This window comes from Aeribacillus sp. SP014 (genome assembly GCF_054055575.1).
The window spans coordinates 3655387-3681597 of the sequence record NZ_JBSRXI010000001.1; the positions used below are offsets into that span (position 1 = coordinate 3655387).

Sequence of the window (26211 nt, forward strand, 5' to 3'; positions counted from 1 at the left end):
GTTGATTCTGTTTATTTATCCCAAATCAGCACTTGTATTTTTGTTGGATTGTAAGCATTGCAAGGATTGTTTAATTGCGGGCAGTTGCTGATCAGCACCAATGTCCGCCGAAGGGATAATAATTCCACATAACTTCCGGCATAAGAGATTCCATCAGCAAATTCTAAATGACCATCTTCTGTAACCGGAACATTCATGAAGAAGTTAATATTTGGAGCCAGATCCCTTTTTGTAAAACGCTCCCCATATTTCGACAACTGCAGCATAAACGTGTCGCGGCAATTGTGCATATGTAATTTATCATGTGCATATCGGACGGTATTGCTTTGTGCTGAGCAAGCACCGCCTAATGTATCGTGCCGCCCGCATGTATCCGCTACAATCTTCAGCAATTCATTTCCTGATTCAGAACGAAGCACCGAACCTGTTGTTAAGTAAATATTTTTCTGTCCTGTAATGGTGGCTGTTACACTGTAATGATCCTCCGGATTATCTGCATCGTAAAACAATGTATCTACTGCTTGGTTTCCTTCCAAGTCGACAATTCTTAGAACTTGCCCTGGCTTTAGTTCATGCATCCAGCCTTCCCCGGCAGGGATGATTTTGTTATAGATTGCATTTTCTTCTTTTCGAGGACTTTCTACTTTTTTAATATTTTCCATGTTCCTTTCCTCCCCATATCGTATTTTTAAATCGGTATTTTCTATAATGTTGATCTTTAAAGGCATCAGCCTGGGTACTCAAACAATTTCCTGCCCAATGCTATAAAAGCGCATAATATTCCCAAGTATTTTCAAATGCCCGGCGGTTTTCAGGACGATAATTTACACAATAATCGTTCAAATCGACAGGCTCTGCCGGAAGCATTTCCATTGCCACCGGAACGGACGGATAGTTGGTTCTTGGATCAAGCGGATTTGGTGTATTAGATACAATCAGCAAAATATCCATTTCTGTTCTTAATGTTACTGTGTCATTTTTTTTGCAATGATCCAAACAATAGGTAAGGTTGCCTTTGTCGTCGGTTTTCACTTTTGAAAACAGATTGACGACAGGAGCCATGTCGCGCAGGCTGAGCCCGTTTCTTACAAGTTCCATGGCAAAGTTCTCTTCTCCGCTTCTGAGCCAGTCATTTCTTAATTCTTGATAGCTTGTTTTTCCATATTTCTCATCTGTTCCTTCCCTTGTGGTATAGCCTGAAACAGTGTCGTGCCAGCCAAGGCTGTCGCTAGTGATGCTGGCCAATACTCGGCCGTTATCGCTCATCAATACGTTTCCCTTTGTCAAGTGAAATGTGTGCTGGGCTTTTAATGTATCCGGCATGTTATACCGCTCTGAAAGATCATGTACATGATACATCATAAGTGAAAGATTGGCTCCAGACTCCAAGGCTGTAAAACGAATAAGCTTTCCTTTTCCGATTTTTCCTGACCATTTTCCTCCAGGTACGATCGTTTTGCTGAAAATTTTAGTCATCCAAAATACCTCCCTTGAGACTTTTCTTAATGATCGTTGTAAAAAAATAAAAGCCTAGGGAAATCTCCCAGGCTTTTATCCTTCCGTGTTTATAGAAAGACATCTTTTGATGCTTTCTATACGCTCTCTCTCGGACCAGACCTGCTGCAAACTTAAGCAGCAGCGGAACCCTAGACAGCTTTTTTGTTCCTATCGATCAGGAACCTTTATGAAATTTTTATTTAAGATTAATATAGAAAGGAGTGCAGCATTGTTCAATGATTTTGTTAGATAATATAACATGAAACTTACAATGAATGCTGGAAATAGATAAAAACAATGTTAAACATTAAATTCCCCGATCATGTTTCTCAGTTTTTTTGCTACATTTGAGAGATTTTCTGCCGTTGCTGTAAATTCTTCAATTGCAGCCAGTTGTTCTTCCGTTGAGGCTGCCACATTTTGTGAATGAGCTGATGACTTTTTGGCGATGTCAGCCAATTGTCCGATAGAAACAGCAACTTGATCAGCTCCTGTTGACATTTGCTGGACAGATGAGGAAACCTCTTGTATTTGACATGTTACTTTTTCAACTGATGTTAAAATTTTATGGAAAGCACGCCCAGCATCATCAACAACCCTTTTACCCTCTTTTAGATCGCTTCTTCCTTTATCGATATTCTCCACGGCAGCAGCAGCAATGGAGAGGACATGCTGTATCATTTCATTTATTTGAATCGCAGATTGTTTTGACTCTTCCGCCAAGTTTCGAACTTCCGTTGCTACAACAGTAAAACCCTTGCCTTGTTCCCCTGCACGCGCCGCCTCAATGGCAGCATTTAGAGCCAATAAATTCGTCTGCTCCGCTATATTTGCCATGACATCTGATATTTTTTTTATCTCGTCGGTAAGCTTGCCAAGTTCCTCAATCTTAATAAACGCTTCATCAACGGATTTTTGTAAAAATTCCATCTGCTTGACTGCTTTGACAATTGATTTGTTTCCTTCTTCTGCGATTTTCGATGTGGTCAAGGCCGATTCTGCTGCGAAAGAAGATGACGATGCAATTTTTTGAACTTCATTGGCAATATTATTCACCGCATGTGAGCTTTCATCCGCCATGTCCCCTTGATCACCGGCTCCGGAAGCAATGTCTTGAACTGCCATCGTGATCTGTTCTGTACTTTCCGCAAAGTTTTTAGTACCTTCAGAAAGCTCGAGTGCTGAAGCGGAAACTTCATCTGTCGTTTCCTTTATTTTTAGCATCATTTTTTGCAGGTTCTCCAGCATTCTATTAAATGCCGTCGCCAGCTTTCCAATTTCATCTTTATTCGTGATATGGATTCTAGCTGTTAAATCTCCTTTATTTCTCGCCAATTCCTCTAATTTATTTGCCATTTGCCCCAATGGCCGGGTGGTTCTTTTAGAAATAAATATTGCAATTAAAATTCCTGCAAACAGTGCTGTGATAAATACCGCTGCACCCGCCATGATTTTTTTTCTTATTAATTTTTCATCTTCCGCAATTTTCTTGGTTATCCGTTCTGTCTCAATTTGTTTGAATTCTTCCAGTTTGGAACTAAAAATAGCGCGAATATCCGCATATTCACCATGAAAAATAGCAAGCGTTTTTTGGCGGTCTTCCCCGGCCAATTCCATCATCTGCGTTTCTAATTCAACTAATTTTTGATTATTTATATTTAGATCGTGGAAAATTTTTTTCGTCCTGGAATCATCCAGCATCGGAGTCACTTCTTTAATATGTTGATCAATTTGCTTTGCAAACTGATTGTACTTTTCCCTTTCGGCCGTATTATCCGGTTCGATAATCACCCCTCTGACCGCATCTGTTAACGCAAGGTCTTCAAATTGAATCTGGTGGGCAAGCTGCAATTTTTTCATATCGGTATTTGCTAAATTAAAATAGGATTTGGAAACGTCCTGCAAAGTAGAGTAAACAATAAGAAAGGCGAGCAGGACAATTAGCAAAACGGTTCCAAAGCTAAGGAGCAGTTTGTTTCGTATCTTCATCATCAACAGCCCTTCCGATCCTTCTGTATTTTTTTTACTAATGCTTTAATAAAGAAATGATATGTTTTTTTACGTTCATAAATTTCTCTACATCCACAAGCTCCCCATCTTGAAATAATTGCAAATCCGCATCAATCTCTTCGAGAATTCTCCCCGGTCTTGCTTCCATGACATATATTCGCTGGGATAAGAATAAGGCTTCATCGATGTCGTGCGTTATAAACACAATGGTTGTTTTTTCCTTCTTCCAAATATCCAACAATAATTGCTGCATGGATTGCTTTGTTTGTGCATCAAGCGCTCCAAAAGGTTCATCCATTAATAACACTTCCGGATTATTGGCCAACGATCTTGCAATAGCCACACGTTGTTTCATGCCGCCGGACAATTCTTTGCCGTAGGAATCCGCAAATCTTTCCAGTCCTACCAGCTCTAAATATCGATCGGAAATTTCTTTACGCTCTTTTTGTTTCATTCCTTTTAGCTTGAGGCCAAACTCTATGTTTTCTCTTACTGTCAACCAAGGAAACAACGTATAAGACTGAAAGACCATACCTCGTTTCGCACTTGGTCCTTTCACTTCTTCACCGGATACTTGCACACTGCCTGATGTCGGCTCCTCCAAACCTGCCAAAATTCTCAAAATGGTCGACTTACCGCATCCCGACGGTCCAAGAATGGAAACAAATTCTTCATTTTTTACGTACAAAGAAACATTCTCCAGCGCTTGAAAGGAGCCATTATTCGTTTTATACACTTTCGACAAATTTTGAATGTTTATTTCAATCTTCTCTTGACGAAGATTTTTTTCAGCTTTGATAGCATTCAACATTTAATTTCCTCCTTCCGCCCATGGAAATAATTTTTTATTAATGTAGGCAAAGCATCTGTCAATAATAAGTCCCAACAGCCCGATAACAATGATTCCGACAAAGATGGACTCGGTATCCATGAAACGCTGCGCTTTCATAATCGAATATCCAAGACCGTTGTTTGCCGCCACCAGCTCTGCTACAACTAAATACGTCCAAGCCCATCCCATAATCAGCCGCATAGTTGTCATTAATTTCGGAAGCATTGCAGGGATGATAACCTTTGAGATGACTTGCCAGCGGTTTGCTCCAAGAGTATAGGAGGCATAAAGTAGGTCTTTATGAATCCGGTTTGTGTCATCTGCCACCATTAAAACGAGCTGAAAAAAGCTTCCGATAAAAATCACTAAAATTTTTGCTGTTTCCCCAATTCCTGCCCAAACCATAATAAGTGGAATAAAAGCGGCTGCCGGCATATACCTGATAAACTCAGAGACGGGCAAAATAACCGATTCTGCAAGCTTAAAAGTGCCAGCCAATATTCCGAGCGGAATCCCTAACAGACATGCCAGTAAAAACCCCATAAAAACTCTGTAGACGCTAATCCCGATTTCTCCCCAATACTCCGGACTTGAAAGGGCAGCAAAGAAAGAGCCCACAACAGCTGCGGGAGTCGGAAGAAATACTTCATCCACAAGTTTTAAATTGCTCAGCAAAATCCAAATGAGCAATAACAAGATAAAAGCAGTTGATACCCCAGTAAAATACCATTTTTTCGGAATATCCTCGCGTATTTTGAATAATGTCCATTGATGCCTTTTTCCTTTTTGAAGCTCCATCCATTAATCCTCCTTACTTTGCCAGTTCAATTTCCGCTTTTATAAATGAGGTGTCAACGAAGCTGCTAAAATCAGGAATGTCTTTAATAAACCCTAACTCTTTTAAAAATTCAGCATTTTTTTCAGCTGTGTAATAAAAAGATTGATAGTTATCTCCCTCTTTAAAAGCGTTCAAGCTTTCTTCAGGAGAAAACAGCTTGAATCCTTTCATCCCTACATCCAGCTCTTCTTTTGAAATTCCCGCCTCGTCCGCTATTAGTTGAATCGATTGATCGTAATTTTGCGAAAGATAGTCAACCGCATCAAACCATGCTGCTACGATTTTTTGCACGTCCTCTTTTCTCTCTTTCGCAACATCTCCTCTTACAACAAATAAGTCGGAAATCAAGCCCGGAAAATCAGCGGATGTCACCAACTTATGTCCTTTTCCCTTATTCACTGCCATGCTTAAAAAAGGCTCCCACAAACCGGCTGCATCCAATTTTCCAGCTATAAATGAATTTCCCGCATCTTGAACAGATAAGTTTGTAAATTTCACATCGGACTCCTTTAATCCCGCTTCATGCAATGCCGTGAGCAGAAAAAAGTGTTCAATCGTTCCTATTTCCGTACCGACTTTCTTCCCTTTTAAGTCTTTAACCGAGCGAATATCATTTGAAGCAACAAGCCCATCGCCGCCAAGTGAATTATCTGTAATAAATACCGCTTTTAAATCAATTCCTTTTTCTAAAGGGGAGATCGAATCAAGCAAAGCTTGGCTGTTTCCATCAATTTCTCCCGTATTTAATGCAGAAAGGGAATCAGCATATACTGGAAACCAAACCAATTCGACATCCACTCCATGTTTTTCGAAAAAACCCTTTTTTTCTACGAGATGCCATAAATACCAGCTCGGCAAGGCGCTGAAACCAATCTTAATCGGTTCTTTTTTGCTGCTATTGCCGCCAGAAGTTTCATTTGCAGATTTACTTTCGCAAGCAGCCAACAACAAGCAAAAAATGATAGAAAGAACAAGTAGTGGAAGCTTCTTTTTCTTCATGTCTTTCACCTCGGCTTTATATTTTTCATCTCTTTTTGAATTTAGGTATTTCAAAATAGTACTTAAAGAAATTCTGTTATATCCCCCTCCCCAGATTTTTAAATTTTCAGCTTTAAAAAAATAAAAGCCAGAGAGAATAGATCTCCCAGGCTTTTATCCTTCCGTGTATATAGAAGTTGCAATCAAACGCAGCTTCTATACGCTCTCTCTCGGACCAGACTTACCGGCGGTGATACAGCCTGCCAGCAACGGAACCCTAGACAGCTTTGATTTCCCACTTATTTCGGGGAACGATATTCACTTTTCATCATTCCAAGATACGCTGGCAAATGTCAGCTTTTCACCTTCTTTTTCCGGTTGACAGAGAATGAGAGATCACTACAAACTCTTTAGGGGGATTTTTTTATTTATTAAGAATTATAGTTTATATGACTATATCTGCAATAAATATGTAATATTTTCTAACATAATTTCTCGAAATATTCGCATATTACGGAAACTATTTTTACATAAAAGAATTATATTTTTTCAAAAAAACAGCATGAAAAGCTGCAAAACGTTCAAAATCTTCTTAAAAAAAGCATCTGCCCTTAATCAGCAGATGCTTTTTTCTTGTGCAAAATCATTCCGAGTCATTTATAAGCGTCAATAAAGGTTCGCCAATTTTGATTTGTTTTTCTTTCGTTTCATTTATTTCTTTGTAGTGACTAGTGTTGGTTATAACAACCGGTGTCGCCAAATCAAAGCCCGCCGACTGAATTCCATTTATGTCAAATTCAATGAGCAGCTGTCCTTTCTCTACACGGGCGCCTTGAGTTGTATGAGCAGTGAAAAATTTCCCTTCCAATTGAACGGTATTCATGCCAATATGAATCAAAATTTCCGCACCTTGATCAGATGTTATTCCAATTGCATGTTTCGTAGGAAAAAGAGTCGTTACTGTGCCGGATACAGGCGCTACTAATTTTCCTTCCGAAGGCTCAATGGCTACGCCCGCGCCGAGGGCCCCGGATGAAAATGCTGCATCCTTGATGTCTGATAACGGCTTTACTTCGCCGTTAAACGGGCTGAAAATAATTTCTTTTTTACCTAATAATTCTTCTTCCGCGTCAGCCTCAGCTGTTGCTTGTTGGGATTGCCGCTCTGCTTCTGCTGCCGATTTTTGACTGAATCCAAAAAGGAAAGTGAGGATAAAACCAAGGATAAAGGCAACGGTAATGGCAATTAAAGTGCCCCACAAACCAAACGTAATGCCTTCAGTCGGACTGATAAAGGATGGAATACCAAAAATTCCGAGACCTCCCAGCATATACATTTTTGAATCAAATACTCCTATGAGTCCTCCGCCAATTGCCGCAGCAATACAGCTGATAATAAACGGTTTTTTGAGCGGAAGCGTAACACCATAAATCGCCGGTTCTGTAACCCCGAAAACTCCGGAAATAAATGCAGGAACACTAAGCGTTTTCAATTTTTGCTGTTTCGTTTTCACCATTACGGCAAGTACAGCACCTATTTGTGCAAAAGAAGGAGCAAATGCCATCGCTAAAATAGGATCCGCTCCCATTGTGCTCATATTGTTGATGGCAATCGATACAAGCCCCCAATGAAGACCGAAAATCACAAATACTTGCCAGAACCCGCCAAGAAGCAGCCCTGCGATAATTGGCGATAAATCATTGATGGCAACTGTTAGTTGACCTAGAAGCTTTCCTGCCCAAGTTGCAATTGGCCCAATCAATAAAAATGTTAAAGGAACTATGATAATCAGTGTAAAAAAAGGAACTAAAAATGTTTTCACGACATCAGGAATAACTTTCTTAAACCAATTTTCCACCTTCGCACTAAAATAAGCAGCCAAAATAATCGGAATAACGGAAGATGAATACGTCATTAAAATGACCGGAATGCCAAGAAATGTAATATAAATAGGCGACTCAAACATCGTGCTTGAAAACAAAGTGTAAAGCGCTTTTCCGCTAGTAAGATTAGATAGTGTCGGATAAACCAATGACGCCCCGATCGCCATACCGATGAATGTGTTGCCGCCGAATTTTTTGCTGGCCGTATAACCAAGAAAGATCGGGAAGAAGTAAAATAACGAATCGCCAATTGCATATAAAATTTGATAAGTTCCTGATTTATCTGTTATCCAGCCTAGTGATGCGAAAAGAGCGGCAAAACCTTTAATCATTCCTGTTGCAGCTAGAACGCCGAGAGTTGGTGCAAAAATTCCCGAAATAATGTCAATAAAGCGGTTGAATAAATTTTTATCCTTTTTTCCCGCTTCCGTATCGACAGGCTTTGCAGCTTCAAACCCGCCAATAGCAACGACCGCCTTATATACATCAGGCACATGATTGCCGATGACAACTTGATATTGTCCGCCGCTTTTCATAACGGTGACGACTCCGTCCATGTTTTTTAACACTTCTGTGTTCGCTTTCCCTTCGTCCTTTAATTGAAAGCGCAATCTTGTAATACAGTGAACAACACTGATAACGTTTTCTTTACCGCCGACATTTTCGATAATGTCTTTAGCCAATTGCTCATATTTCATGATTGACCCTCCCAAAAATATATTTGATATATAAAAAACCTGAACCAATTTGAACGCGCACGAATAAACGCACTGTGTTGTTCAAATCAGTTCAGGTTATGCCCGGATGGTAACATTCCTTCCTGATTTTTGACAGCTTCCCGAAAAAATTATGCAATTGTCGAATTTACTCTTTCTAATCTAAATTGGCTCCATTCGATGAGATGACTTGCTTATACCAATAAAAGCTTTGTTTTCGAATTCGGCGCAAATCTTTTAAATCAAATTCATCACGGTTAACGTAAATAAAACCGTAGCGTTTGCTTATACCTTGATGCGTGCTGACGAGATCAATAGCTGACCAAGGACAAAAACCGAACACTTCAACACCGTCACTAATCGCTAATTGCATTTGTTCGATATGGTTTCTTAAAAATTCAATTCGGTATGTGTCGTTTATAACATCGCCTTCTTCCAATTGATCGATGGCGCCTAATCCATTTTCCGTAACAATCAATGGCAAATGATAGCGGTCATATATTTCTCTTAATGTTGTCCGAAACCCGACTGGATCAATTTCCCAGCCAAATTCATTTTTCTTTAAATGCGGATTGGAGGCTCCTTTATAAACTCCCGGTTCCCCAACCGTAATATGCTGATCTCCTGTTTGGTTCACATCTTCTTCATTTCCTTCGCTTGCTGCTACTGTTTGCGAAGTATAATAGTTAAAAGCAATAAAATCCGGCTTGGCATTTTGTAAAATTTCCATATCGCCTTCAAGAATTGTTGGAGTATATCCCTTTTCCTCCAAGTAAGCCCAGGCAATATTGTTATAGCGCCCATATACAGCCATATCCAAATACAGCCAATTGCGGATGGCTGCGTAATTATTGGCAGCTAAAACATCTTCAGGTTTTGAGCTTGCCGGATAAATCGTCACAATATTCGGCGCCGGTCCGATTTTTGCATCCGGCAGCATTTGATGGCATAACGCCATTGCCTTCGCCTGAGCGACAAACATATGATGATTTTGTTGATACAATTCTTTTTTTGGATTTTTTAAGTTCGGATCAACGGTCCCGATCGCTTCGCCATGAAGGATCATCATATTTTGTTCATTAATCGTCAGCCAATATTTTACCCGATCGCCAAAATGCTCGAATAATGTTTTGCAATAATTTTCATATGCATCAATCGTTGCACGATTGGACCAGCCGCCTTTTTCCTGTAATGCATAAGGCAAATCAAAATGATAAATCGTCACAATCGGTTCAATTCCATGCTTTCTGATTTCATTGATAAGTTGATCGTAGAACTCTATCCCTTTTCGATTTACCTCTCCGTCGCCATTAGGATAAATGCGTGTCCAGGCAATGGAAAAACGATATGCTTTAAAGCCCATTTCAGCAAACAGAGCAATATCTTCTTTGTAACGGTGGTAATGATCGCTGGCTACTTTAAAATCAGTTGTGCCTTCGGGGTATTTGGCCATATCGATAACGGAAGGTCCCTTTCCGTCTTCATTCCATGCGCCTTCCACTTGATAGGCTGATGTGGAACCTCCCCAAAAAAAATCGTTTGGAAAAGGCTTGCGCCGCTCGTGTTTCATGCTTACTACCTCCCATTTCATTTTTAAACAGAGTGATTTCGACATCGCAATCGTTTTTACAATTCTTCTCCATTCGTTTCGATTACTTTTTTATACCAATAGAAGCTGTCCTTCCGGAGGCGTTTCAATGTTCCGTTGCCGAAGTCATCTTGATCGACATAAATAAAACCATACCGTTTGCTCATTTCTGAGGTAGATGCGCTTACTAAGTCAATAGGCCCCCAAGTTGTATACCCCATTAATTCAACACCGTCGCCAATCGCTTCTTTCATTTGCTCAATATGTTTGCGCAAATAGTCGATTCGGTAATCGTCATGGATGCTGCCGTCTTCCTCAACCTTGTCGTAGGCCCCTAATCCGTTTTCCACTATAAATAAAGGAACTTGATAGCGGTCATACAATTTATTTAACGTAATCCGCAAGCCGACCGGATCAATTTGCCAACCCCAATCAGATGATTCAAGATAAGGGTTTTTCACACCGCCGATTAAATTGCCTGAAACTTCTTCAGCATCATCCTTCGTGCTGGCTACAAGTGTCATATAGTAGCTGAACGAAAGGAAATCCACTGTATATTGTTTTAAAATGGCATCATCGCCTGGAAGTTTTTCAATGTGAATATTATTTTCTGCAAAATAGCGTTTCATATAACTTGGGTATGCGCCGCGAACTTGAACATCTGTGAAAAATAAGTTCAGCTGATCTTCTTTTAATGCTTTAAGTACATCGTCCGGGTTGCATGTTTCCGGATATACTTCCAATCTAGCCAGCATACAGCCGATTTTTGCATCCGGAATGATTTCGTGGCATGCTTTAACAGCTAGTGCACTTGCTACAAATTGGTGGTGTACCCCTTGGAAGGCAGCTTGTTTTACATTTTCAACCCGATCGGTTAAAATGCCGCCGCCGGTGTACGGACTGAAAGTAATCATATTGATTTCATTAAATGTCAGCCAATATTTCACCTTGTTTTTATACCGTTTAAATACGGTTTCAGCGTAGTGAACAAAGAAATCTATCACCTTGCGATTCGTCCAGCCGCCGTACTTTTGCACAAGCCCGAGCGGCATTTCGTAGTGGGAAAGTGTAACAAGCGGCTCAATATTATATTTCGCCAGTTCGTCAAACACTTTGTCATAAAAGGCTAATCCTGCTTCATTTGGTTCGGTCTCATCCCCATTCGGGAAGATACGCGGCCAAGATATGGATAAACGGAATACTTTAAACCCCATTTCTGCAAATAAGGCGATGTCTTCCTTATAGCGATGATAAAAATCGATTCCGAAACGTTTCGGGAAAATTTTATCTGATGCTGCTCCGCTTAAGATTTCCTCGATTTCTGCACTTGTCACATCTAATGAATGTCCGTTTTTACCACGTTTTTCTTTTGGTACATAAGCCACCATATCGGCAGTAGAAAGACCTTTTCCATCTGCATCAAAAGCACCTTCTAATTGGTTGGCAGCAGTTGCGCCGCCCCAGAGAAAGTTTTCCGGGAATTTCGCTTCGAAATGGCCCATTGTTCATTCACCCTCTCGTTATTATTAAAAAAATTTCCAATTTTATCCTGTCGCAAAGCGCTTATACGATCAAGAAAATAAAAAAACCTAAATTGCCCGCCATAAAAATGACGAAACAATTTAGGTTTTGCCTGCATGACCAGTAACAATCCTAAATGAAATGGTTTCTATTCGGTTGTTATTTACAAATTAGCATACGCTTTCATTTCCTGTCAACAGTTCATTTAAAAATTTTTACGAGAAGCTGAGATTTTGTTTAATTACGATTCACGACTCGATCAATATGAATTGTCAAATATAGTTTTTCTTCCGAAGTTATTTCATGGCCATGCACCTTTTGAATATAATCTTTTATTTTTTTCGTGCAGGCATAAGCTTCCGGATGCTTATTTTTTACGATTTCATACAATTCATCATCGTCGCTCTTCAGCAGCATGTTGTTTATGAGCCGTTGCGCGAAAAATTTCAAGTGGGTAAGGAAACGGAAATAATTTAATGAATCCTCGTCAAGCTCAATTTTAAAATGGTATTTTACAATATTCAGTATATCTTGAATAATCTTTGTCATATTGGCGACATCCGTCATTTCTTCATTCAGCTCAGCATTGACGAAATGCATCGCAATGAAACCGGCTTCATCTTCAGGCAGTTCAATCGCCAATTTGTCTTTAATCATTTTCAGTGCTTCCAAAGCGATTTGAAATTCATCTTTATATATCCGCTTGATTTCCCAAAGTAATGGATTCACAATCTTTATCCCTTGTTTTTGCCGTTCTATGGCGAAATTAATATGGTCTGTCAGCGATATATAAATAATATCATTCAGTTTTTTGCCAAGTTTATTTTTCGCGTATTGTATCATTTCCTCCGTTACTTTTACATATTCCATCGGAACCTCGTACAATAGCGATTTAAATTTACTGGCCATATCCTGATTTTCCAATTTAAAAATCTTTTCAATTCTGTCTTCATCAACCTCATCGCCAGGTCTTTTCTTAAAGGCAATCCCTCGTCCCATGATGACCAGCTCTTGATCATCTTGTATAACGCTGATCACGTTATTATTAATCACTTTTGCGATTTTCACGCGTACCCCCTGCCTTTAGTTTGATGCTATTATACCTATATATTGCAAAATGCACTCGATATTATTTATGAAAGAAGTCCTTAATTAAGAGAATTTACGATTTATTAGGATTTGTCAATACAAAAATTCGATTGCTAAAGCAGATTTTCGTTTTTTTTCATAGTAAGAGAGTTTCAAAAAACTCCCTGCCACCATGCGTTGGGTACAGCCCGATGATAAGGGGAGGTGAATTCACTTCTGTCCAGTACGCTTTCTATTGGTCAAAATGATAAAAAATAACGGCGAGAACACATGCCCCGCCGTTTTGTCATTTTATTTGAGCGAAATCTTTTTTCCATGTTTGATCGATTCATAGCAAGCTTCGATTACAGTCATATTTTGGATCATATTTTCGCTTGTGTAGGAAGGATTTTTTCCATGCAGCACCGCATCTGAAAAATGCTCAACTTGAAGAGCGTATTGATCCGCTACAATGCTTTCGATTCTCTGTTCATTTTCTTTTTCAACAATGACTAAGCCTTCTCCTCCTTGGCGGTCAGGTCGATAGGCTCTTGGAACGCGAATAGAACCTTTCGTTCCAACCACTTCATAAACATTTGAAAAACTCACGTTAAAACTGCAGTCAAAAACGGCTTTGACTCCATTGTCAAGCTCCATATATCCGACAGCCGTCGTATCAACGCGATGAACAGGATCTATTTCAGCATCTACTCTCACTTCAGCCGGTTCGGCTTGAATAATATTTCGAATCGAATGAATACAATAGCAGCCAATATCATAAATACTGCCGCCGCCCATATCAGAATTTAAACGAATATTTTGCGAGGCAGGATCCAAATAAAACGAAAAGTTGGCTCTCATTAATTTCACATCGCCAATTTCACCTGATGCGATGATGTCTCGAACTCTTTGATGCTGTGGGTGAAATTGGTACATAAACGCTTCCATAAACTTCACATTGTTTTTTTCACAAACGGCTGCCGCTTCTTTCGCTTCCTCAGCTGTCAACGTTGCCGGCTTTTCACATAATACATGTTTTCCTGCTTCAGCTGCCTTCACAATCCATTCTTTGTGCAAATGGTTAGGCAGCGGTATGTATACAACATCGATATCTGGATCCTTTAGCAAGTCTTCATAACTTTTATAGGCTTTCGGAATATTTAGTTCATCAGCCACCCCGATCACTTTATCGGATCGGCTTGCTATCGCCGCTACAACAGCATTTTTAGATCTTTGAATCGCAGGAATCAACTGCTTTTTAGCGATTTGTGCTGTGCTTATTATTCCCCAACGAGTTTTTTTCAATTTCTAAATCCCCTCCAGATCAATTTTGAAAAAACATAATCTTGTCAATTATTTTTGAAATTCTTTTGATTTTACATTAATATTTTTTGATTTTGAAAACGCTTTTTTATATTTTACCACATTTTCTCACATCGTCCATACAACTTTTCAGCAGATTCCTCCACAAGAATTCAAAACTCTGCTGCCACTGTCACGGAACATTGTCCGCCTGCTAACTTTTTATGTTTGAAGATGTTTGTTTGTACTTGCAATATTTTTGCCAATGACCAATTGGAACAATCGTATAAATTGTTTTCCCTTGATTGTGTGAACACATCAGGGAATCGGTGCTCAAATTCCTTCAGCAGCAAATACGGCAAATCACTCGGTTGCCGAGGGAATGTAGGCTTTGACATTTGCAAGTTTTTGAAAGAGGAATGCTGCTAGATTTAAATTTTTGTTTATGATTGAATTTTTGTGTTTTTTTCGACTAGTCGGCCCTTAAAAGTGATTTCGTACAGATTATCGTTCATTGTCATTCGCCTCTACTACATTCGTTGCATTAGACAGTTTAGCTTATTAGATGTATAGTATATTTGGAAATAATGGAAAGAGGCGAGTCCAATTGGTATACATAAAAATGAACAGTCCAGAATATGTAAAGGCCAGCATAGCTCTTTTTTTCGGCGGGTTTGTCACCTTTTCCATTTTGTATACAACACAGCCTTTACTGCCTGTTTTCTCAAAAGAATTTCATATCTCTGCCGCATCAGCCAGTTTAACCGTATCGGCTTCAACCGGAACACTTGCTTTTATGATGCTGATAGCTGCTAGTTTGTCAGATGTTCTTGGAAAAAAGAAAATCATGATCATCTCGATGCTGCTTACTTCCATGCTCTCTATGTTTATTGCTATGAGCCCAAATTTTCCTTTGCTTGTTGTATTCCGAACACTGCTTGGAATTTCTTCAGCAGGCATCCCCTCTCTCGCTATGGCGTATGTAGCAGAAGAGTTTCATCCAACTGCAATTGGCAAAGTGATGGGATTGTATATAAGCGGAACAAGCATCGGCGGAATGGCCGGCCGAATAATCACTGGCTTGTTGACAGATTTTTTTTCATGGAGGACCGCTTTATTTTCCATCGGAGCGCTAGCTCTTATTTTAAGCATCGTCTTTGCTATTATTCTACCGACACCAAAGAATAGCGAAAAAAAGCCGTTTAATATAGAAGCTGTTATAAAGGCATATACTGTACACTTAAAAAATAAGCCGCTTTTATCTCTCATTTTTTTGGGCTTTTTATTTATGGGAAGCTTTGTGACATTATACAATTATATTGGCTATTTGCTGAGCGAGCCTCCTTATTCATTCAGCCAATCATTGCTTGGCTTCCTTTTCATCGTCTACATTTTCGGAAGCTTCAGCTCTGTATTTTTAGGCAAAAAAGCTGATGAACACGGCCATTCAGCCACGCTAATTTTTGCCGTCGCTTTGACTATTTCCGGAGCCATATTGACTCTTTTTCCGCCAGTATTGGTGAAAATTATCGGCATTTCACTATTTACATATGGTTTTTTCGGCTGTCATTCCATTGCCAGCGCTTGGATTGGAGAACGGGCGGATAAGAATAAAGCTCAAGCATCTTCTTTATATCTTTTATTCTATTATTTGGGATCAAGCTTAGTTGGTACATTTGGGGGCTATTTTTGGATTCATTTCCATTGGGCGGGAGTCATCTTGTTTATCGCGACTTTATTGCTATTAAGCTTACCTTTTATTCGGTATGCTGAGAAACGTCTTTAACCGTCAGAAAGTATAATAGATTAGTGCAGAAAAAAACGCTTAGCCTGTCGGAAGAGCTGAGCGTTTTTTTAAGAAAAAATTTATGGTGTTCGGATAATCGTGCAAATTCCCATAAAAATTAGAGATAGATCAGCATGTCACAAGCAGAAAATTGCATGGAATTCCTGTAAACTGTCCACTGTTTTACACAGCCCATTTCACGTAAAATCCCTCAAAAAATGCCACTTTTCAAAATAAAAATATGGCAACTTTCATCTTTAAAAAAGCTCCAGAAAATAACATCTTTTTCTATTGACTTTTACGTTGCGTAACACCTTATAGTTGCTAACGCAGAGATGTAATAGGTGACAATGAAGGTAAAAGAAGCAGGGGCTTTTCAAATAATCAAAATTTGCAAGGTGGAAGCAATGAAAATAGTCATCGAAATTACAATCGAACAATATGAAATTGTTCGATTTCTTTCAAATCTTGCTTGATATATAAAACTTGTAGCAATTGATATGTGGAACTCTTATAAACTGTCAATTGTGATAGCTAAAATTCATATTGTTAAGTCAGCAAACAAAACCTGATAGAAAATTCGGAAGGCTGTCAGTTAAAATGGATTAGTCAATGAATGAGTTTATGAAAAAGTGTTAGATTACGATTTTTCTATTGTAGCTAAAAGCATGGAAGAGGGTGTTTTTACCCTCTTTCCACACTTTTTTGGATATCCAAAATTATATTAATTGAAGAGAAACGAACTTAATTTCTAGGAATTCGTCCAGCCCGTAGTGGCTTCCTTCTCTTCCAAGGCCGCTCTCTTTCATTCCGCCAAAAGGTGCTTGGGCGACAGACGGAAGGCCGTCATTGATTCCGACAATGCCGTATTCTAGATTTTCAGAAAACCAAACAGCCTTTTTGAGAGATTGGGTGTAAACATACGCAGCCAAACCAAATGGTGTACCATTTGCACGTTGGATAACTTCTTCATCATCTGAATATGTGCTGACCGGTGCCAATGGACCAAATGTTTCTTCCTGCATGCACAACATATCATCTGTTACATCAGAGATTACAATCGGCTTCATAAAATATCCTTTGTCCATATTCACGGCAGGTCCTTCATGGAGTTTCGCGCCTTTTTCGACTGCATCTTCTAATTGATGTTGAACTTTTTTGACTGCATTTTCGTCAATAAGCGGTCCAATGTCTACCTTCTCGTCAAGGCCATTCCCTACTTGCAGCGTTAAAACAGCTTCATGAAATGCTTTTAAAAACGGCTCCTTAATTGACTCATGGACATAAATCCGGTTGGCGCATACGCACGTTTGACCGGCATTTCTGAATTTTGATTGCACAACGCCCTTTACAGCTTCTTGAATATTTGCATCTTCTGTTATGATAAAAGGTGCCAAGCCTCCAAGTTCAAGCGATACTTTTTTTACAGTATCCGCTGCTTTTCTCATTAACAGCTTTCCAACTGGAGTAGACCCTGTAAAAGTAACCTTCTTAACGCGTGAATCTTCCATCCAAACATCAACGACTTCAGCTGGTTTTTCAGTCGTTATAACATTGATGACACCTGCTGGAAAACCTGCTTCATGAGCACATTCTGCTAATAAAAGTGCTGTAAGCGGTGTTTGTTCAGCCGGTTTTATGACAACTGTGCATCCAGCTGCAAGGGCAGGGGCGACTTTCCGTGTGATCATCGCCGCCGGAAAGTTCCAAGGAGTTATGGCAGCAACGACTCCAACAGGTTGTTTTTGAACGATAATTCTCTTCGAATGAACAGATGCCGGAATCGTTTCGCCATAAATCCGTTTCGCTTCTTCTGCAAACCATTTCACAAAGCTGTTTGCATATTGTATTTCGCCTTTCGCCTCGGCGAGCGGTTTTCCCTGCTCGATTGTCATCGTCGATGCCAACACTTCCAGCCGATCATTTATGAGCTTATACCATTTTTCCAGCAATTCTGCTCGTTCATAGGCTGTCGTTTTTGACCAAGTTTTAAAAGCTTCGTGAGCTGCATCGACAGCCAGCTTTGCTTCCTTGGCGGTTCCGTTCGGCACATAACCAACTGTTTCAAAAGTGGCAGGGTTTTGAACGGCAAAATTGTCATCCAACTGAACAAATTCTCCGTTAAGATACAGCCCTTTTGTCAATGGTTGTTCTTTCATACTGCTTGAATCTCCTCTCTTTCTTTTTCTTCATTCGAGTGGTGCGTAAATATGCGGTCGTTTTCTCCGCGCAGAAAATCTTTCCCATACAGCAGGATGCATAAAAGGATGCCGGCAGCAAAAGCCATTGTTGCTCCTTTTATGACGAGGATTGCACCAACAATCCCCGCAATTCCAAGATCACGCTGGCTGCGGGACTGCATGACACCGATACGAACGCTTACATAACCTTGTACCAACAATGTCAATGCTAAAGCTACCCCAAGTATCGGTTGTACTAAACTTACTATAGGCAGCAAAAATAATCCAGTATTTGTACCCCAACGGAACGATCCTGCTCCACCGAAAAACGAATGCATCGCTTCTTTACCTTTTTTAAACCGCTCAATCACGACCACTTGCATAGCAGCCCACATCGGACCGCACATCGTAATATCAGGGCCGATCATGCTCATCAGAATGTTTCGGCCACCAAATATTAAGTGGGCGCGGTTCGGATTGTAATCAACTTTTTCATCCGTACGTATGACATCAGATTCAGAAAGGAGAGCTTTCGTTTTCAGCACATCTCCAAACACAACTAAATACGTTGCAAAAACAGCAGGGACTGCCTTCACGAAAAACGATAACGCAGGGAAGCCCAGGCCAAATACCGTATATTCCGCCCAAAGTGTGGCGAAATCTGGTTTACTGAAACCCCATTGAATGTCCGGCCATTTCGCTTCTCCAACAAGAGGCGCTACAAAAACAGCTAGCAAAATAGCAGGTAAAATCCCTAAATTCCCCAACAAAGCCCAGCCTTTGTTTTTTTGCTTTAATTTTTCGAAATGTTTAGAGAATATTAGATAAAACGCAAAGCCAATGCAAATTGTGATCGTAATCGGGAATAATTCAAACTTTCCTCCGGCTTCAAAAATCGATACGACAGCTCCAATTCCGGCACCCAGTATAATACCTGATTTAATGGCGTCAGGCACTAAACGCACCACTTTGCTGGCAAGTCCCGTTACTCCTAAAATGATGGATAAAATTCCAAGAGTCAACTGAAATGCAATGAGTGCATATATTCGGTCCTCACCTTCTGGAAATTGTTTAACAAACAAAACAATCAATGGAATCGCGGGAGTGACCCAACCTGGAATGACCGGGTCACCAAGCAGATGATGCAGTAAATATAAAAGTCCATTCAATACAACAACAGCGAGAGCCACTTCAAACGGCATCCCTAAATGATCCGCTAAAAGAGTAATAGCCCCAAGGTCTACCGCACACATGAGCAAACCCTGCACATAATCGGGCCATTCAAACCGATAATGAATAAACGGCAGCCGTATTTTAAAGGGACCTGCAGGGATATATGGCGTTTCAGCGCCGTGCGGACGATTTTTCCATTTCATGATCATGATTTTCCCTCCTATCAATAGGCAGCACGGTATATTTGTTCAATATCTTTTTTGCTTAATTTTCGAGGGTTATTGCGCAGAAGCCGCGTTTGCTTTAAAGCTTCCTCAGCCATTTCAGAAATCGCAGATTCCGGAATATTAAATTCACGCAAAGATTGTGGAATTTCCACATAGCGGCATATCCGGATCATCGCTTCAATCGCTGCATCAGCCGCTTGATCATCGTTTAGATGATCTACTTTTTCTCCTAACGCTTCTGCGATATCACGGAATCTTTCTAAACAAGATATTTTGTTCCATTTCATGACGTATGGAAGCAGCAAGGAGTTGCTTACACCGTGTGCTATATGAAAACGTCCTCCAAGAGGATAAGCGAGAGCGTGCACTGCTCCAACGCCTGCATTACCAAAAGCCAATCCCGCCATGAGACTCGCTGTAATCATCGCCTCACGTGATTCGATGTTTTCCGGGTTTGAATACGCTTTCGGTAAATGGGTGGAAATAAGTTTCATAGCACCAATTGCCAGTGCATCCGTAATCGGAGAAGCAAACTTCGAAATATATGCTTCCACAGCATGAACCAATGCATCCACTCCGCTTGCTGCTGTCACGCTAGGAGGGCACGTAATGGTCATGATCGGCGAAACAATTGCGACATCAGGTAATAAGAACGGACTGACAATCCCTTTTTTCACCTGCTCTTTCGTATCCGACAAGATTGAAATATTCGTAACTTCGGAACCTGTTCCGGCAGTTGTCGGAATGGCTATTAAAGGCAGCCCTGGTGATTCCACTAAATTAATTCCAAAGTATTCTTCAATTTTCCCCTTATTCGTCGCCATGACAGAAGCCGCTTTGGCAATATCGATAGCGCTTCCACCGCCGACAGCGATCAGCCCGTCATGATTTCCTACTTTTATCGCTTGAAGACATTGTTCGACAATTTCAATTTCCGGTTCCGGATTTACATCCGAGAATACTCCCGGCTCCATCGGCAATAAATTTTGAACCTGTTTTACTACTCCTGCTTTGATAAGTATCTTATCTGTCACGATAAGTGGATTTTTTATCCCAAGCCGCTTCACTTCTTCAGGGAGTTGATTGAGAGAATCAGTTCCTGTAATTAATTTGTTCGCCATTGAAAATGTAGATATATTCATTTTTTCCTTCCTCTCCTTTCAAACTAGCGAGAAATGAATTGATTTTCCTGGTGTCACTCAAATATCTATGCAATTTTCGTGCCAACTCGAAAATGATTTGTGTATTTTTTATAAATTTTTTAATATCCGCGAATATTTGTAACAAAATCTTCAATGTTTTTTAGATCGTTTTTTATTCATTTGCTGATGTAAATCAGGAAAAATTGATTATAAAACGAATCATATCTAGGTTTTTTGATTAGTTTTCTAATCGTATGTGAAATTTTTTCATTTTTTGTACAATGGCACTTTGGCTAATTCCTAAAAATTTCGCTGCGGCTCTAGTCGTACCATGCTTTTTAAGTGCATCGATAATGAGGGAGCGTTCAAGCTCCGCCACAGCTTCCTTTAAAGTTTTAGGCTTTGAAGCCGGGAAAATCTGTTGTATGAAAGGAGGAAGGTCGCCTACATCAATTGTGTCGTGAAAGGTAGTCACAACTAGTCTCTCAACTAAATTCGCAAGCTCCCTTATGTTCCCAGGCCATGAATAGTTTGTCAGCCACTCAATGCATTCCGGGGTCATTTTTTTATTTTCATTATATTTTTTATTAAATTCCTTCAAATACATTTCTAATAAAGGAACAATCTCTTCCTTCCGCTCCCGCAAAGGGGGAACATCAAAGGTGACAATATTCAGTCGATAATATAAATCCTCACGGAACGCCCCTTCCCTTACTAGAGATGCAAGATCTCTATGAGTTGCTGTTATGAGTCGTACATCGACTTCTCTCATTTCAGTAGATCCTACTCTCATAAACCGGTTTTCTTCTACAACCTTTAGCAGCTTAACTTGTAATTCTAACGGCAAGTCTCCAATTTCATCTAAAAATAACGTCCCGCCGTTAGCCTTTTCAAAAATGCCTATTTTCCCTTCTCTCAAGGCTCCTGTGAAAGAACCGGGTTCATAGCCAAAAAGTTCAGCTTCTACTAAATGTTCAGGAATGGCGCCGCAGTTTAATTCCATAAAAATTTTATTGCTTCGGGAGCTTCTCGAATGAATATATTTCGCAATTAAGCTTTTTCCTACGCCGGTTTCTCCCTGCAGCAAAATTTTTGCGTCAGTTTTGGCGACTTTGTTCGCAAGCTGGAAAATTGGAAAAGTAGAAGGACCGATGACAAGATTTTGAAAACCCGTTTGTTCAGGAAAAAGCGAGTTTTGCGAAATTTTTTGATACGAAAGCTTTTGACTGTCCAATTCATGCTTCAAACGAATCAGTTCTGTTATATCTCTCACACTGTTAACGACATACATCACTTCATTGGAAGAAGAAAAAACAGGTGTTGCAGATACAATAATTTTCCTCTCATTGCGAATGGTCTGTATAAGAGTGACCGGCTTTTTCGTTCGAATCGTTTCTAAAGATGCAGATTTGGAAATAATCCCTTGCTCAACCAAATGGCTCATATGCTTCCCTTTCACTTCTTCTTCTTTGATCCCCGTAATCCGTTCATAAGCTTTATTGATAAACAGCGTAATCCCTGAACCGTCTGTTATATAGACACCGTCATATAATGAGTTAAGAACGATCCGGCACAATTTGCTCTGAAAAAAAGATTGGAATTGAGAGTAAGAGATCGAATGCTGCTCAAGACTTTGTACAGGAGCATTCGTTAAAATAAAATGACGAATCGGTTTTGTTAATTCTCCTTGCTGAACGGCTCCAAATAGCGACTCAAGTGTTAAATAGCCTGCAAATTCACCGGATTCGTTAAATACTTCCACTTCATTAACGCCAATAGGAAAAATTGAAATCGCTTCCTCAACTGACATATCGGGACGAAAGCTAGTCATAAAATTCCCTCCTAATGCCACTTTGCAACTGTTTACATTGATTAGTTTTAGTATAAACGATTAGAAAAATGATTGGTTGTTTTCTGACTTAGCAAAAAGCGCAAGCACATTCCAACTTATGGAAAAAGGCGTTTTTTGCCGCTGCGGCAACGGTTTGGTTTCGAGGGCTAATCGATGGGGCCAGCGTTTCGAAAAAGTTTCCGCAGCTTAAGTTTCTAGATAAAAAATTAAAAAACGTGCAGGTTTAATTGGACGCACGCTTTTATGCAATTCAACAGATCATGACAGGAAGGCTGAACAAAGCAAAAGCAGAAATCAGCCTTTTGTGCAATTACACAGATCAAAACAGTTTCTTAAAATATTAGAACCTTTCCTTGATTCGAAAAGCATCAGCAGAAACTTGCCGCTAAATCGTGTGAATGGCTCGATTCCATTTTCCAATATTGACATTTGCAAGCTCACAATGCTTTTCTTCGAGAAAGGTCGAGTCCAGTAGAATAGTTGATTTCTAACTTCCCGCTTCTAAAGGATGCAAAAAAATGAACATTGTTTAAACAAAATCGAATTTGCAAAGACTTGAATTAAAAAAAATGAATCCTTGCATAAAGTTAATCGTAAATTATATCAAAAGCATAAAACATTAACCGTCATATCGAAGATCAAATTTGCGGGGGAAACTATGTATACACACGCTACGAATAGAAGTCAAATGCCCAGTGTTTTAAAGGCGTTTGCCGTTTCTTTGGCTATCGCCATGCTAGGAATGGCAGCGGGAATATATGTGCCGCCATCACTGTTTTTGCCTCTTGCCATAATTGAACTTGGCATGATTATTTTTGCATTCTTTTTGCGCAGAAAAAAAGCTATTTCTTATACATTTCTATATAGTTTTACGTTTATTTCAGGGATTACAGCCTATCCAATGATCTCGCATTATGTTTCAACAATCGGCGCGCACGCGGTCATTATGGCACTAGCCGCCACAACCGCTGTTTTTACTGGATTAGCTGTATATGCAACTGCAACAAAACGAGATTTCTCATTTCTTGGCGGAATGTTATTTTCTGCCCTGCTCGCTTTTCTGATCATTTATGTTCTTAATCTTTTTTGGCCGTTGAACTCAGGCGGCATGCTCGCATTTTCCTTCATAGGAGTATTAATTTTCAGCGGCTACGTATTATATGACTTTAATCGAATGAAGCATTACGGTGTTCATCCAGAAGAAGTGCCGTTAATAGCCCTAAATCTATATTTAGACTTCATCAACCTGTTCATTCAAATTTTACGAATCTTTGGCATTCTTTCTTCAAAAGATTGAAGGAGAGCTAAAAAAAGAAAGCTGCTTGCAAAAATTTCGGGTATTTAAAAATTTGTAGAACCGGCGCAATTTTTATGTCAGAGTCATCTAGTGCCGGTTCTTCTTTTCACTCGTTAGGAAAGCTTTTACGGTTCCTTTTTTTTCATTTTACTTTTGCTTGCTGCTCACCTTTTTGTCCTTGCAACAAGCCTAATATTTCAGCATGTTTGTTCTTTTTGCCCGGCGTTTCACTGCAAGCTTCAAACGCGTTTGCCCTGTACGGCTGACGGTTACGTGCAACTGAAATTTGCTGTAATCAACTCTTTTTGACAAATACCCGATTTGAGTATTTTCCAGAATTATTCCAACTTACATTTTTACCTATAATCTTTTATAATAAAAAATATAGTGAAAAGAAAGGAGGCAGCCCTTTTAGTATGGAAGACGTTGCATTAAAAACAATTTTACAGGCGCTGAAAGAGCATTCTGAGCACATTGACTCAAGATTTGATCATCTTGAAAAAAGAATGGATGGCTTAGAGGCAAGAATGGACAAATTGGAATCAAGAATGGACAAACTGGAAAACGATTTGCAATCTTTTAGAAAAAACGTGGATGAACGCTTTACACGCTTAGAGAAAAAATTGGAAGGGATTCGCGCTGAATTAACAGACGCACAAGAAACCCTCGACTTCGTGTCCAGCAAAACATTGAAGCATGAAAAAAAGCTTAGACAATTATAGCTTAAGTTCTCATCTTCCAAAAATCGCTGCAATATTTTTTCCTTTCCTTTTCACCTTCAGTTTCTGCATCTTTAGCCTTTTTGACAAAACGTAATAATCAAAAAATAAAAAGGGCACCAAAAAGAAGCTTTCGGCACCCGTATTATCTAGTTATTTAATTGTTACTTTTACTTGCTTACGTCCGAATTGGATCGCATCTTGTTCAGTAGGCATATGGATATCAATTTTTTTGCCGCGGATTGCACTGCCCGTATCAGCAGCAGTATATGTTCCGTATCCTTCTATATATACTTTGCTTCCTAACGGTATAACACTTGGATCTACAGATACAACTTTTGAGTCTTTTGTTAATACAGTTCCATTTGCTGTTTTATTTCCTACTAAAGAATATGCGGTGGCTTCCATTGTAATCGTTCCGCCAGCATCTTTCGCTCCGTTATCTTCTTGAGCTTTCGTTACAGTTTCTCTCGCTTGAACTTCTTGCTTGCTGACAGTTTGATTAGAGCTGTTTTCCTCTTTAGGTGAAGAAGACGTTGCTTCTTCTTTTTTTAAACTCTTTTCATTCTCAGCATATGTACTGGTTTTATTTGCAGATGCTGTGTTTTTATCATTCGTCGTTGTTTCTTGCTGTGCGACTGGTTTGTTCACTTTCTTTTCTACTGTACGTTCCTCTTTCGCTGCTTGATCAATTATTAAAACATCACCAGCAAAAATTAAATCGGATGTTAAGTTATTCGCAGATTTTAGTGACGAAACGGTCACACCGAATTGATCAGCAATACTGCTTAACGTATCTCCAGATTTGATTGTATATTTTATTTTTTCACTTACGACTAATTCTTGATTTGGATAAATCGTTTCAGTCGTTAAGCCGTTCCATTCTTTTATATCTGCCACTGATACATTATATTCTTTAGAGATTTCCCAAAGAGAATCACCTTGTTTTACCTTATATGTTTCAGCAGAAGCTTGACCTACTAATGGAAGCGAAGTCGCTACTGCAGCTGTAAAAGCAATGATTGTTTTTTTCATGATGAAAAATCCCTCCTTTTCCCTACAACGACAATCATAGCAATTTTATGTAACAATAGCTTTGCAAAAAGATATTAAATAGATAACAGTTGCTTTTCAAAGAAGAAAAAACTGTAAAATTTCATACTAATATTTAGGAATTTTTCAATTCAGTTACTGTTACGCCAGTGCATAATTCCTTCTCTTCTGATTGCTCAGGCAAAATATAAGCCTTGCCATATTTTCGCTTAAACCTCGCTTCACTGCTATTCCATCCAGTCCTCAAATAAATTTGGTGTTATATATGGAGGGATTTTCAGACATGAATTGATAGCTTATCATTCTTGATCTACATTGCTTGGACAGTCGATCTTTATCCAAACCGATCTATATGTCGCACGAAATAGTATAAAATCTCGAAAACCAATCGTTATACACCATTCTAGAAAAACAAGGAGACGGTGCTCAGACCAACCGACTCAGTGCCATCATCATGGATATCTCTGTAAAATAACGAAAGACATGAACCTCCATTTTTGCTAGGAGATTCATGTCTATTTCGCTTTACTCTTTCGTTTAACTATAATT

At 39.5% G+C, this 26211-nt stretch carries 20 protein-coding genes and 2 riboswitches; of the genes, 4 read left to right on the top strand and 16 right to left on the bottom strand.

Annotated features, from left to right (window positions below; translation table 11 throughout):
* Positions 1 to 11 precede the first annotated feature (11 nt).
* The 11 genes from ACVIJU_RS17920 to ACVIJU_RS17970 all read right to left on the bottom strand — a co-directional run bounded on the left by ACVIJU_RS17920 (position 12) and on the right by ACVIJU_RS17970 (position 14236).
* Positions 12 to 662, bottom strand: a complete 651-nt coding sequence (locus ACVIJU_RS17920) for an urea amidolyase associated protein UAAP2 (RefSeq protein WP_094245131.1) — start codon at positions 660 to 662, stop codon at positions 12 to 14.
* Between the two features lie 100 nt (positions 663 to 762).
* Entirely contained in the window at positions 763 to 1476 is a 714-nt protein-coding gene (locus ACVIJU_RS17925; protein ID WP_094245130.1) for an urea amidolyase associated protein UAAP1, read from the bottom strand.
* Positions 1477 to 1538: 62 nt separating this feature from the next.
* Positions 1539 to 1661: riboswitch (guanidine-I (ykkC/yxkD leader) on the bottom strand.
* Between the two features lie 136 nt (positions 1662 to 1797).
* Complete coding sequence (locus ACVIJU_RS17930) at positions 1798 to 3489, bottom strand: methyl-accepting chemotaxis protein (protein WP_456687841.1); 1692 nt, start codon at positions 3487 to 3489, stop codon at positions 1798 to 1800.
* Positions 3490 to 3523: 34 nt separating this feature from the next.
* Complete coding sequence (locus ACVIJU_RS17935) at positions 3524 to 4318, bottom strand: ABC transporter ATP-binding protein (protein ID WP_186439255.1); 795 nt, start codon at positions 4316 to 4318, stop codon at positions 3524 to 3526.
* Positions 4319 to 5137: an ABC transporter permease gene (locus ACVIJU_RS17940; RefSeq protein WP_130156694.1), complete on the bottom strand. Its 819-nt coding sequence runs from the start codon at positions 5135 to 5137 to the stop codon at positions 4319 to 4321. It lies immediately after the preceding gene.
* A 13-nt stretch (positions 5138 to 5150) separates the two neighbouring features.
* A complete protein-coding gene (locus ACVIJU_RS17945) occupies positions 5151 to 6176 on the bottom strand; it encodes an ABC transporter substrate-binding protein (RefSeq protein ID WP_339229664.1) in 1026 nt (341 codons plus the stop codon).
* 140 nt (positions 6177 to 6316) lie between these two features.
* Positions 6317 to 6447: riboswitch (guanidine-I (ykkC/yxkD leader) on the bottom strand.
* A 351-nt stretch (positions 6448 to 6798) separates the two neighbouring features.
* A complete protein-coding gene (locus tag ACVIJU_RS17950) occupies positions 6799 to 8736 on the bottom strand; it encodes a beta-glucoside-specific PTS transporter subunit IIABC (RefSeq protein ID WP_456687842.1) in 1938 nt (645 codons plus the stop codon).
* 175 nt (positions 8737 to 8911) lie between these two features.
* On the bottom strand, positions 8912 to 10324 hold the full coding sequence (locus ACVIJU_RS17955; protein ID WP_144598069.1) for a glycoside hydrolase family 1 protein: 1413 nt from the start codon (positions 10322 to 10324) through the stop codon (positions 8912 to 8914).
* Positions 10325 to 10380: 56 nt separating this feature from the next.
* Positions 10381 to 11844: a glycoside hydrolase family 1 protein gene (locus ACVIJU_RS17960; RefSeq protein WP_063389269.1), complete on the bottom strand. Its 1464-nt coding sequence runs from the start codon at positions 11842 to 11844 to the stop codon at positions 10381 to 10383.
* Between the two features lie 256 nt (positions 11845 to 12100).
* Positions 12101 to 12931: a BglG family transcription antiterminator LicT gene (licT, locus tag ACVIJU_RS17965; protein ID WP_063389270.1), complete on the bottom strand. Its 831-nt coding sequence runs from the start codon at positions 12929 to 12931 to the stop codon at positions 12101 to 12103.
* Positions 12932 to 13243: 312 nt separating this feature from the next.
* A complete protein-coding gene (locus tag ACVIJU_RS17970; RefSeq protein ID WP_063389271.1) occupies positions 13244 to 14236 on the bottom strand; it encodes a Gfo/Idh/MocA family protein in 993 nt (330 codons plus the stop codon).
* 604 nt (positions 14237 to 14840) lie between these two features.
* Between ACVIJU_RS17970 and ACVIJU_RS17975 the strand changes: the two genes are divergently transcribed.
* Both ACVIJU_RS17975 and ACVIJU_RS17980 read left to right on the top strand, forming a co-directional pair.
* The gene (locus ACVIJU_RS17975; RefSeq protein ID WP_235600502.1) at positions 14841 to 16019 is read left to right on the top strand and encodes an MFS transporter; all 1179 of its coding nucleotides are present in this window, start codon (positions 14841 to 14843) and stop codon (positions 16017 to 16019) included.
* Between the two features lie 350 nt (positions 16020 to 16369).
* Positions 16370 to 16495, top strand: coding sequence for a hypothetical protein (locus ACVIJU_RS17980; protein ID WP_268753486.1), 126 nt, complete (start codon positions 16370 to 16372; stop codon positions 16493 to 16495).
* Between the two features lie 243 nt (positions 16496 to 16738).
* On the opposite strand, the gene ACVIJU_RS17985 is transcribed toward ACVIJU_RS17980, so the two are convergent.
* The 4 genes from ACVIJU_RS17985 to ACVIJU_RS18000 all read right to left on the bottom strand — a co-directional run bounded on the left by ACVIJU_RS17985 (position 16739) and on the right by ACVIJU_RS18000 (position 22572).
* The gene (locus tag ACVIJU_RS17985; protein ID WP_094245122.1) at positions 16739 to 18178 is read right to left on the bottom strand and encodes an NAD-dependent succinate-semialdehyde dehydrogenase; all 1440 of its coding nucleotides are present in this window, start codon (positions 18176 to 18178) and stop codon (positions 16739 to 16741) included.
* Positions 18175 to 19575, bottom strand: coding sequence for a hypothetical protein (locus ACVIJU_RS17990; RefSeq protein ID WP_063389297.1), 1401 nt, complete (start codon positions 19573 to 19575; stop codon positions 18175 to 18177). The genes ACVIJU_RS17985 and ACVIJU_RS17990 overlap by 4 nt, the downstream gene beginning before the upstream one ends.
* A gap of 20 nt (positions 19576 to 19595) precedes the next feature.
* The gene (locus tag ACVIJU_RS17995) at positions 19596 to 20741 is read right to left on the bottom strand and encodes an iron-containing alcohol dehydrogenase (protein ID WP_063389274.1); all 1146 of its coding nucleotides are present in this window, start codon (positions 20739 to 20741) and stop codon (positions 19596 to 19598) included.
* Positions 20742 to 20979: 238 nt separating this feature from the next.
* Positions 20980 to 22572, bottom strand: a complete 1593-nt coding sequence (locus ACVIJU_RS18000; protein WP_063389275.1) for a sigma-54 interaction domain-containing protein — start codon at positions 22570 to 22572, stop codon at positions 20980 to 20982.
* Between the two features lie 679 nt (positions 22573 to 23251).
* On the opposite strand from ACVIJU_RS18000, the gene ACVIJU_RS18005 reads away from it, so the two are divergent.
* Positions 23252 to 23890, top strand: a complete 639-nt coding sequence (locus ACVIJU_RS18005; RefSeq protein ID WP_063389276.1) for a Bax inhibitor-1/YccA family protein — start codon at positions 23252 to 23254, stop codon at positions 23888 to 23890.
* A gap of 416 nt (positions 23891 to 24306) precedes the next feature.
* Entirely contained in the window at positions 24307 to 24612 is a 306-nt protein-coding gene (locus ACVIJU_RS18010; RefSeq protein WP_339198783.1) for a hypothetical protein, read from the top strand.
* Between the two features lie 150 nt (positions 24613 to 24762).
* Here ACVIJU_RS18010 and ACVIJU_RS18015 read toward each other — a convergent pair whose 3' ends face one another.
* Positions 24763 to 25644 (bottom strand): LysM peptidoglycan-binding domain-containing protein, encoded by an 882-nt coding sequence (locus ACVIJU_RS18015; RefSeq protein ID WP_456687843.1) that lies wholly within the window; start codon positions 25642 to 25644, stop codon positions 24763 to 24765.
* Positions 25645 to 26211: the final 567 nt, after the last annotated feature.

Excerpts from the sequence above, each read along its gene's own strand:
- ACVIJU_RS17920 (WP_094245131.1), bottom strand. The coding sequence starts at position 662 with ATGGAAAATATTAAAAAAGTAGAAAGTCCTCGAAAAGAAGAAAATGCA.
- ACVIJU_RS17980 (WP_268753486.1), top strand. The coding sequence starts at position 16,370 with ATGAAGGTAAAAGAAGCAGGGGCTTTTCAAATAATCAAAATTTGCAAG.
- ACVIJU_RS17955 (WP_144598069.1), bottom strand. The coding sequence starts at position 10,324 with ATGAAACACGAGCGGCGCAAGCCTTTTCCAAACGATTTTTTTTGGGGA.
- ACVIJU_RS17995 (WP_063389274.1), bottom strand. The coding sequence starts at position 20,741 with ATGAATATATCTACATTTTCAATGGCGAACAAATTAATTACAGGAACT.
- ACVIJU_RS17935 (WP_186439255.1), bottom strand. The coding sequence starts at position 4,318 with ATGTTGAATGCTATCAAAGCTGAAAAAAATCTTCGTCAAGAGAAGATT.
- ACVIJU_RS17990 (WP_063389297.1), bottom strand. The coding sequence starts at position 19,575 with ATGAAATGGAAAAATCGTCCGCACGGCGCTGAAACGCCATATATCCCT.
- ACVIJU_RS17950 (WP_456687842.1), bottom strand. The coding sequence starts at position 8,736 with ATGAAATATGAGCAATTGGCTAAAGACATTATCGAAAATGTCGGCGGT.
- ACVIJU_RS17940 (WP_130156694.1), bottom strand. The coding sequence starts at position 5,137 with ATGGAGCTTCAAAAAGGAAAAAGGCATCAATGGACATTATTCAAAATA.
- ACVIJU_RS18010 (WP_339198783.1), top strand. The coding sequence starts at position 24,307 with ATGGAAGACGTTGCATTAAAAACAATTTTACAGGCGCTGAAAGAGCAT.
- ACVIJU_RS17945 (WP_339229664.1), bottom strand. The coding sequence starts at position 6,176 with ATGAAGAAAAAGAAGCTTCCACTACTTGTTCTTTCTATCATTTTTTGC.
- ACVIJU_RS17930 (WP_456687841.1), bottom strand. The coding sequence starts at position 3,489 with ATGATGAAGATACGAAACAAACTGCTCCTTAGCTTTGGAACCGTTTTG.
- ACVIJU_RS17925 (WP_094245130.1), bottom strand. The coding sequence starts at position 1,476 with ATGACTAAAATTTTCAGCAAAACGATCGTACCTGGAGGAAAATGGTCA.
- ACVIJU_RS18005 (WP_063389276.1), top strand. The coding sequence starts at position 23,252 with ATGTATACACACGCTACGAATAGAAGTCAAATGCCCAGTGTTTTAAAG.
- ACVIJU_RS17985 (WP_094245122.1), bottom strand. The coding sequence starts at position 18,178 with ATGAAAGAACAACCATTGACAAAAGGGCTGTATCTTAACGGAGAATTT.
- ACVIJU_RS18015 (WP_456687843.1), bottom strand. The coding sequence starts at position 25,644 with ATGAAAAAAACAATCATTGCTTTTACAGCTGCAGTAGCGACTTCGCTT.
- ACVIJU_RS18000 (WP_063389275.1), bottom strand. The coding sequence starts at position 22,572 with ATGACTAGCTTTCGTCCCGATATGTCAGTTGAGGAAGCGATTTCAATT.
- ACVIJU_RS17960 (WP_063389269.1), bottom strand. The coding sequence starts at position 11,844 with ATGGGCCATTTCGAAGCGAAATTCCCGGAAAACTTTCTCTGGGGCGGC.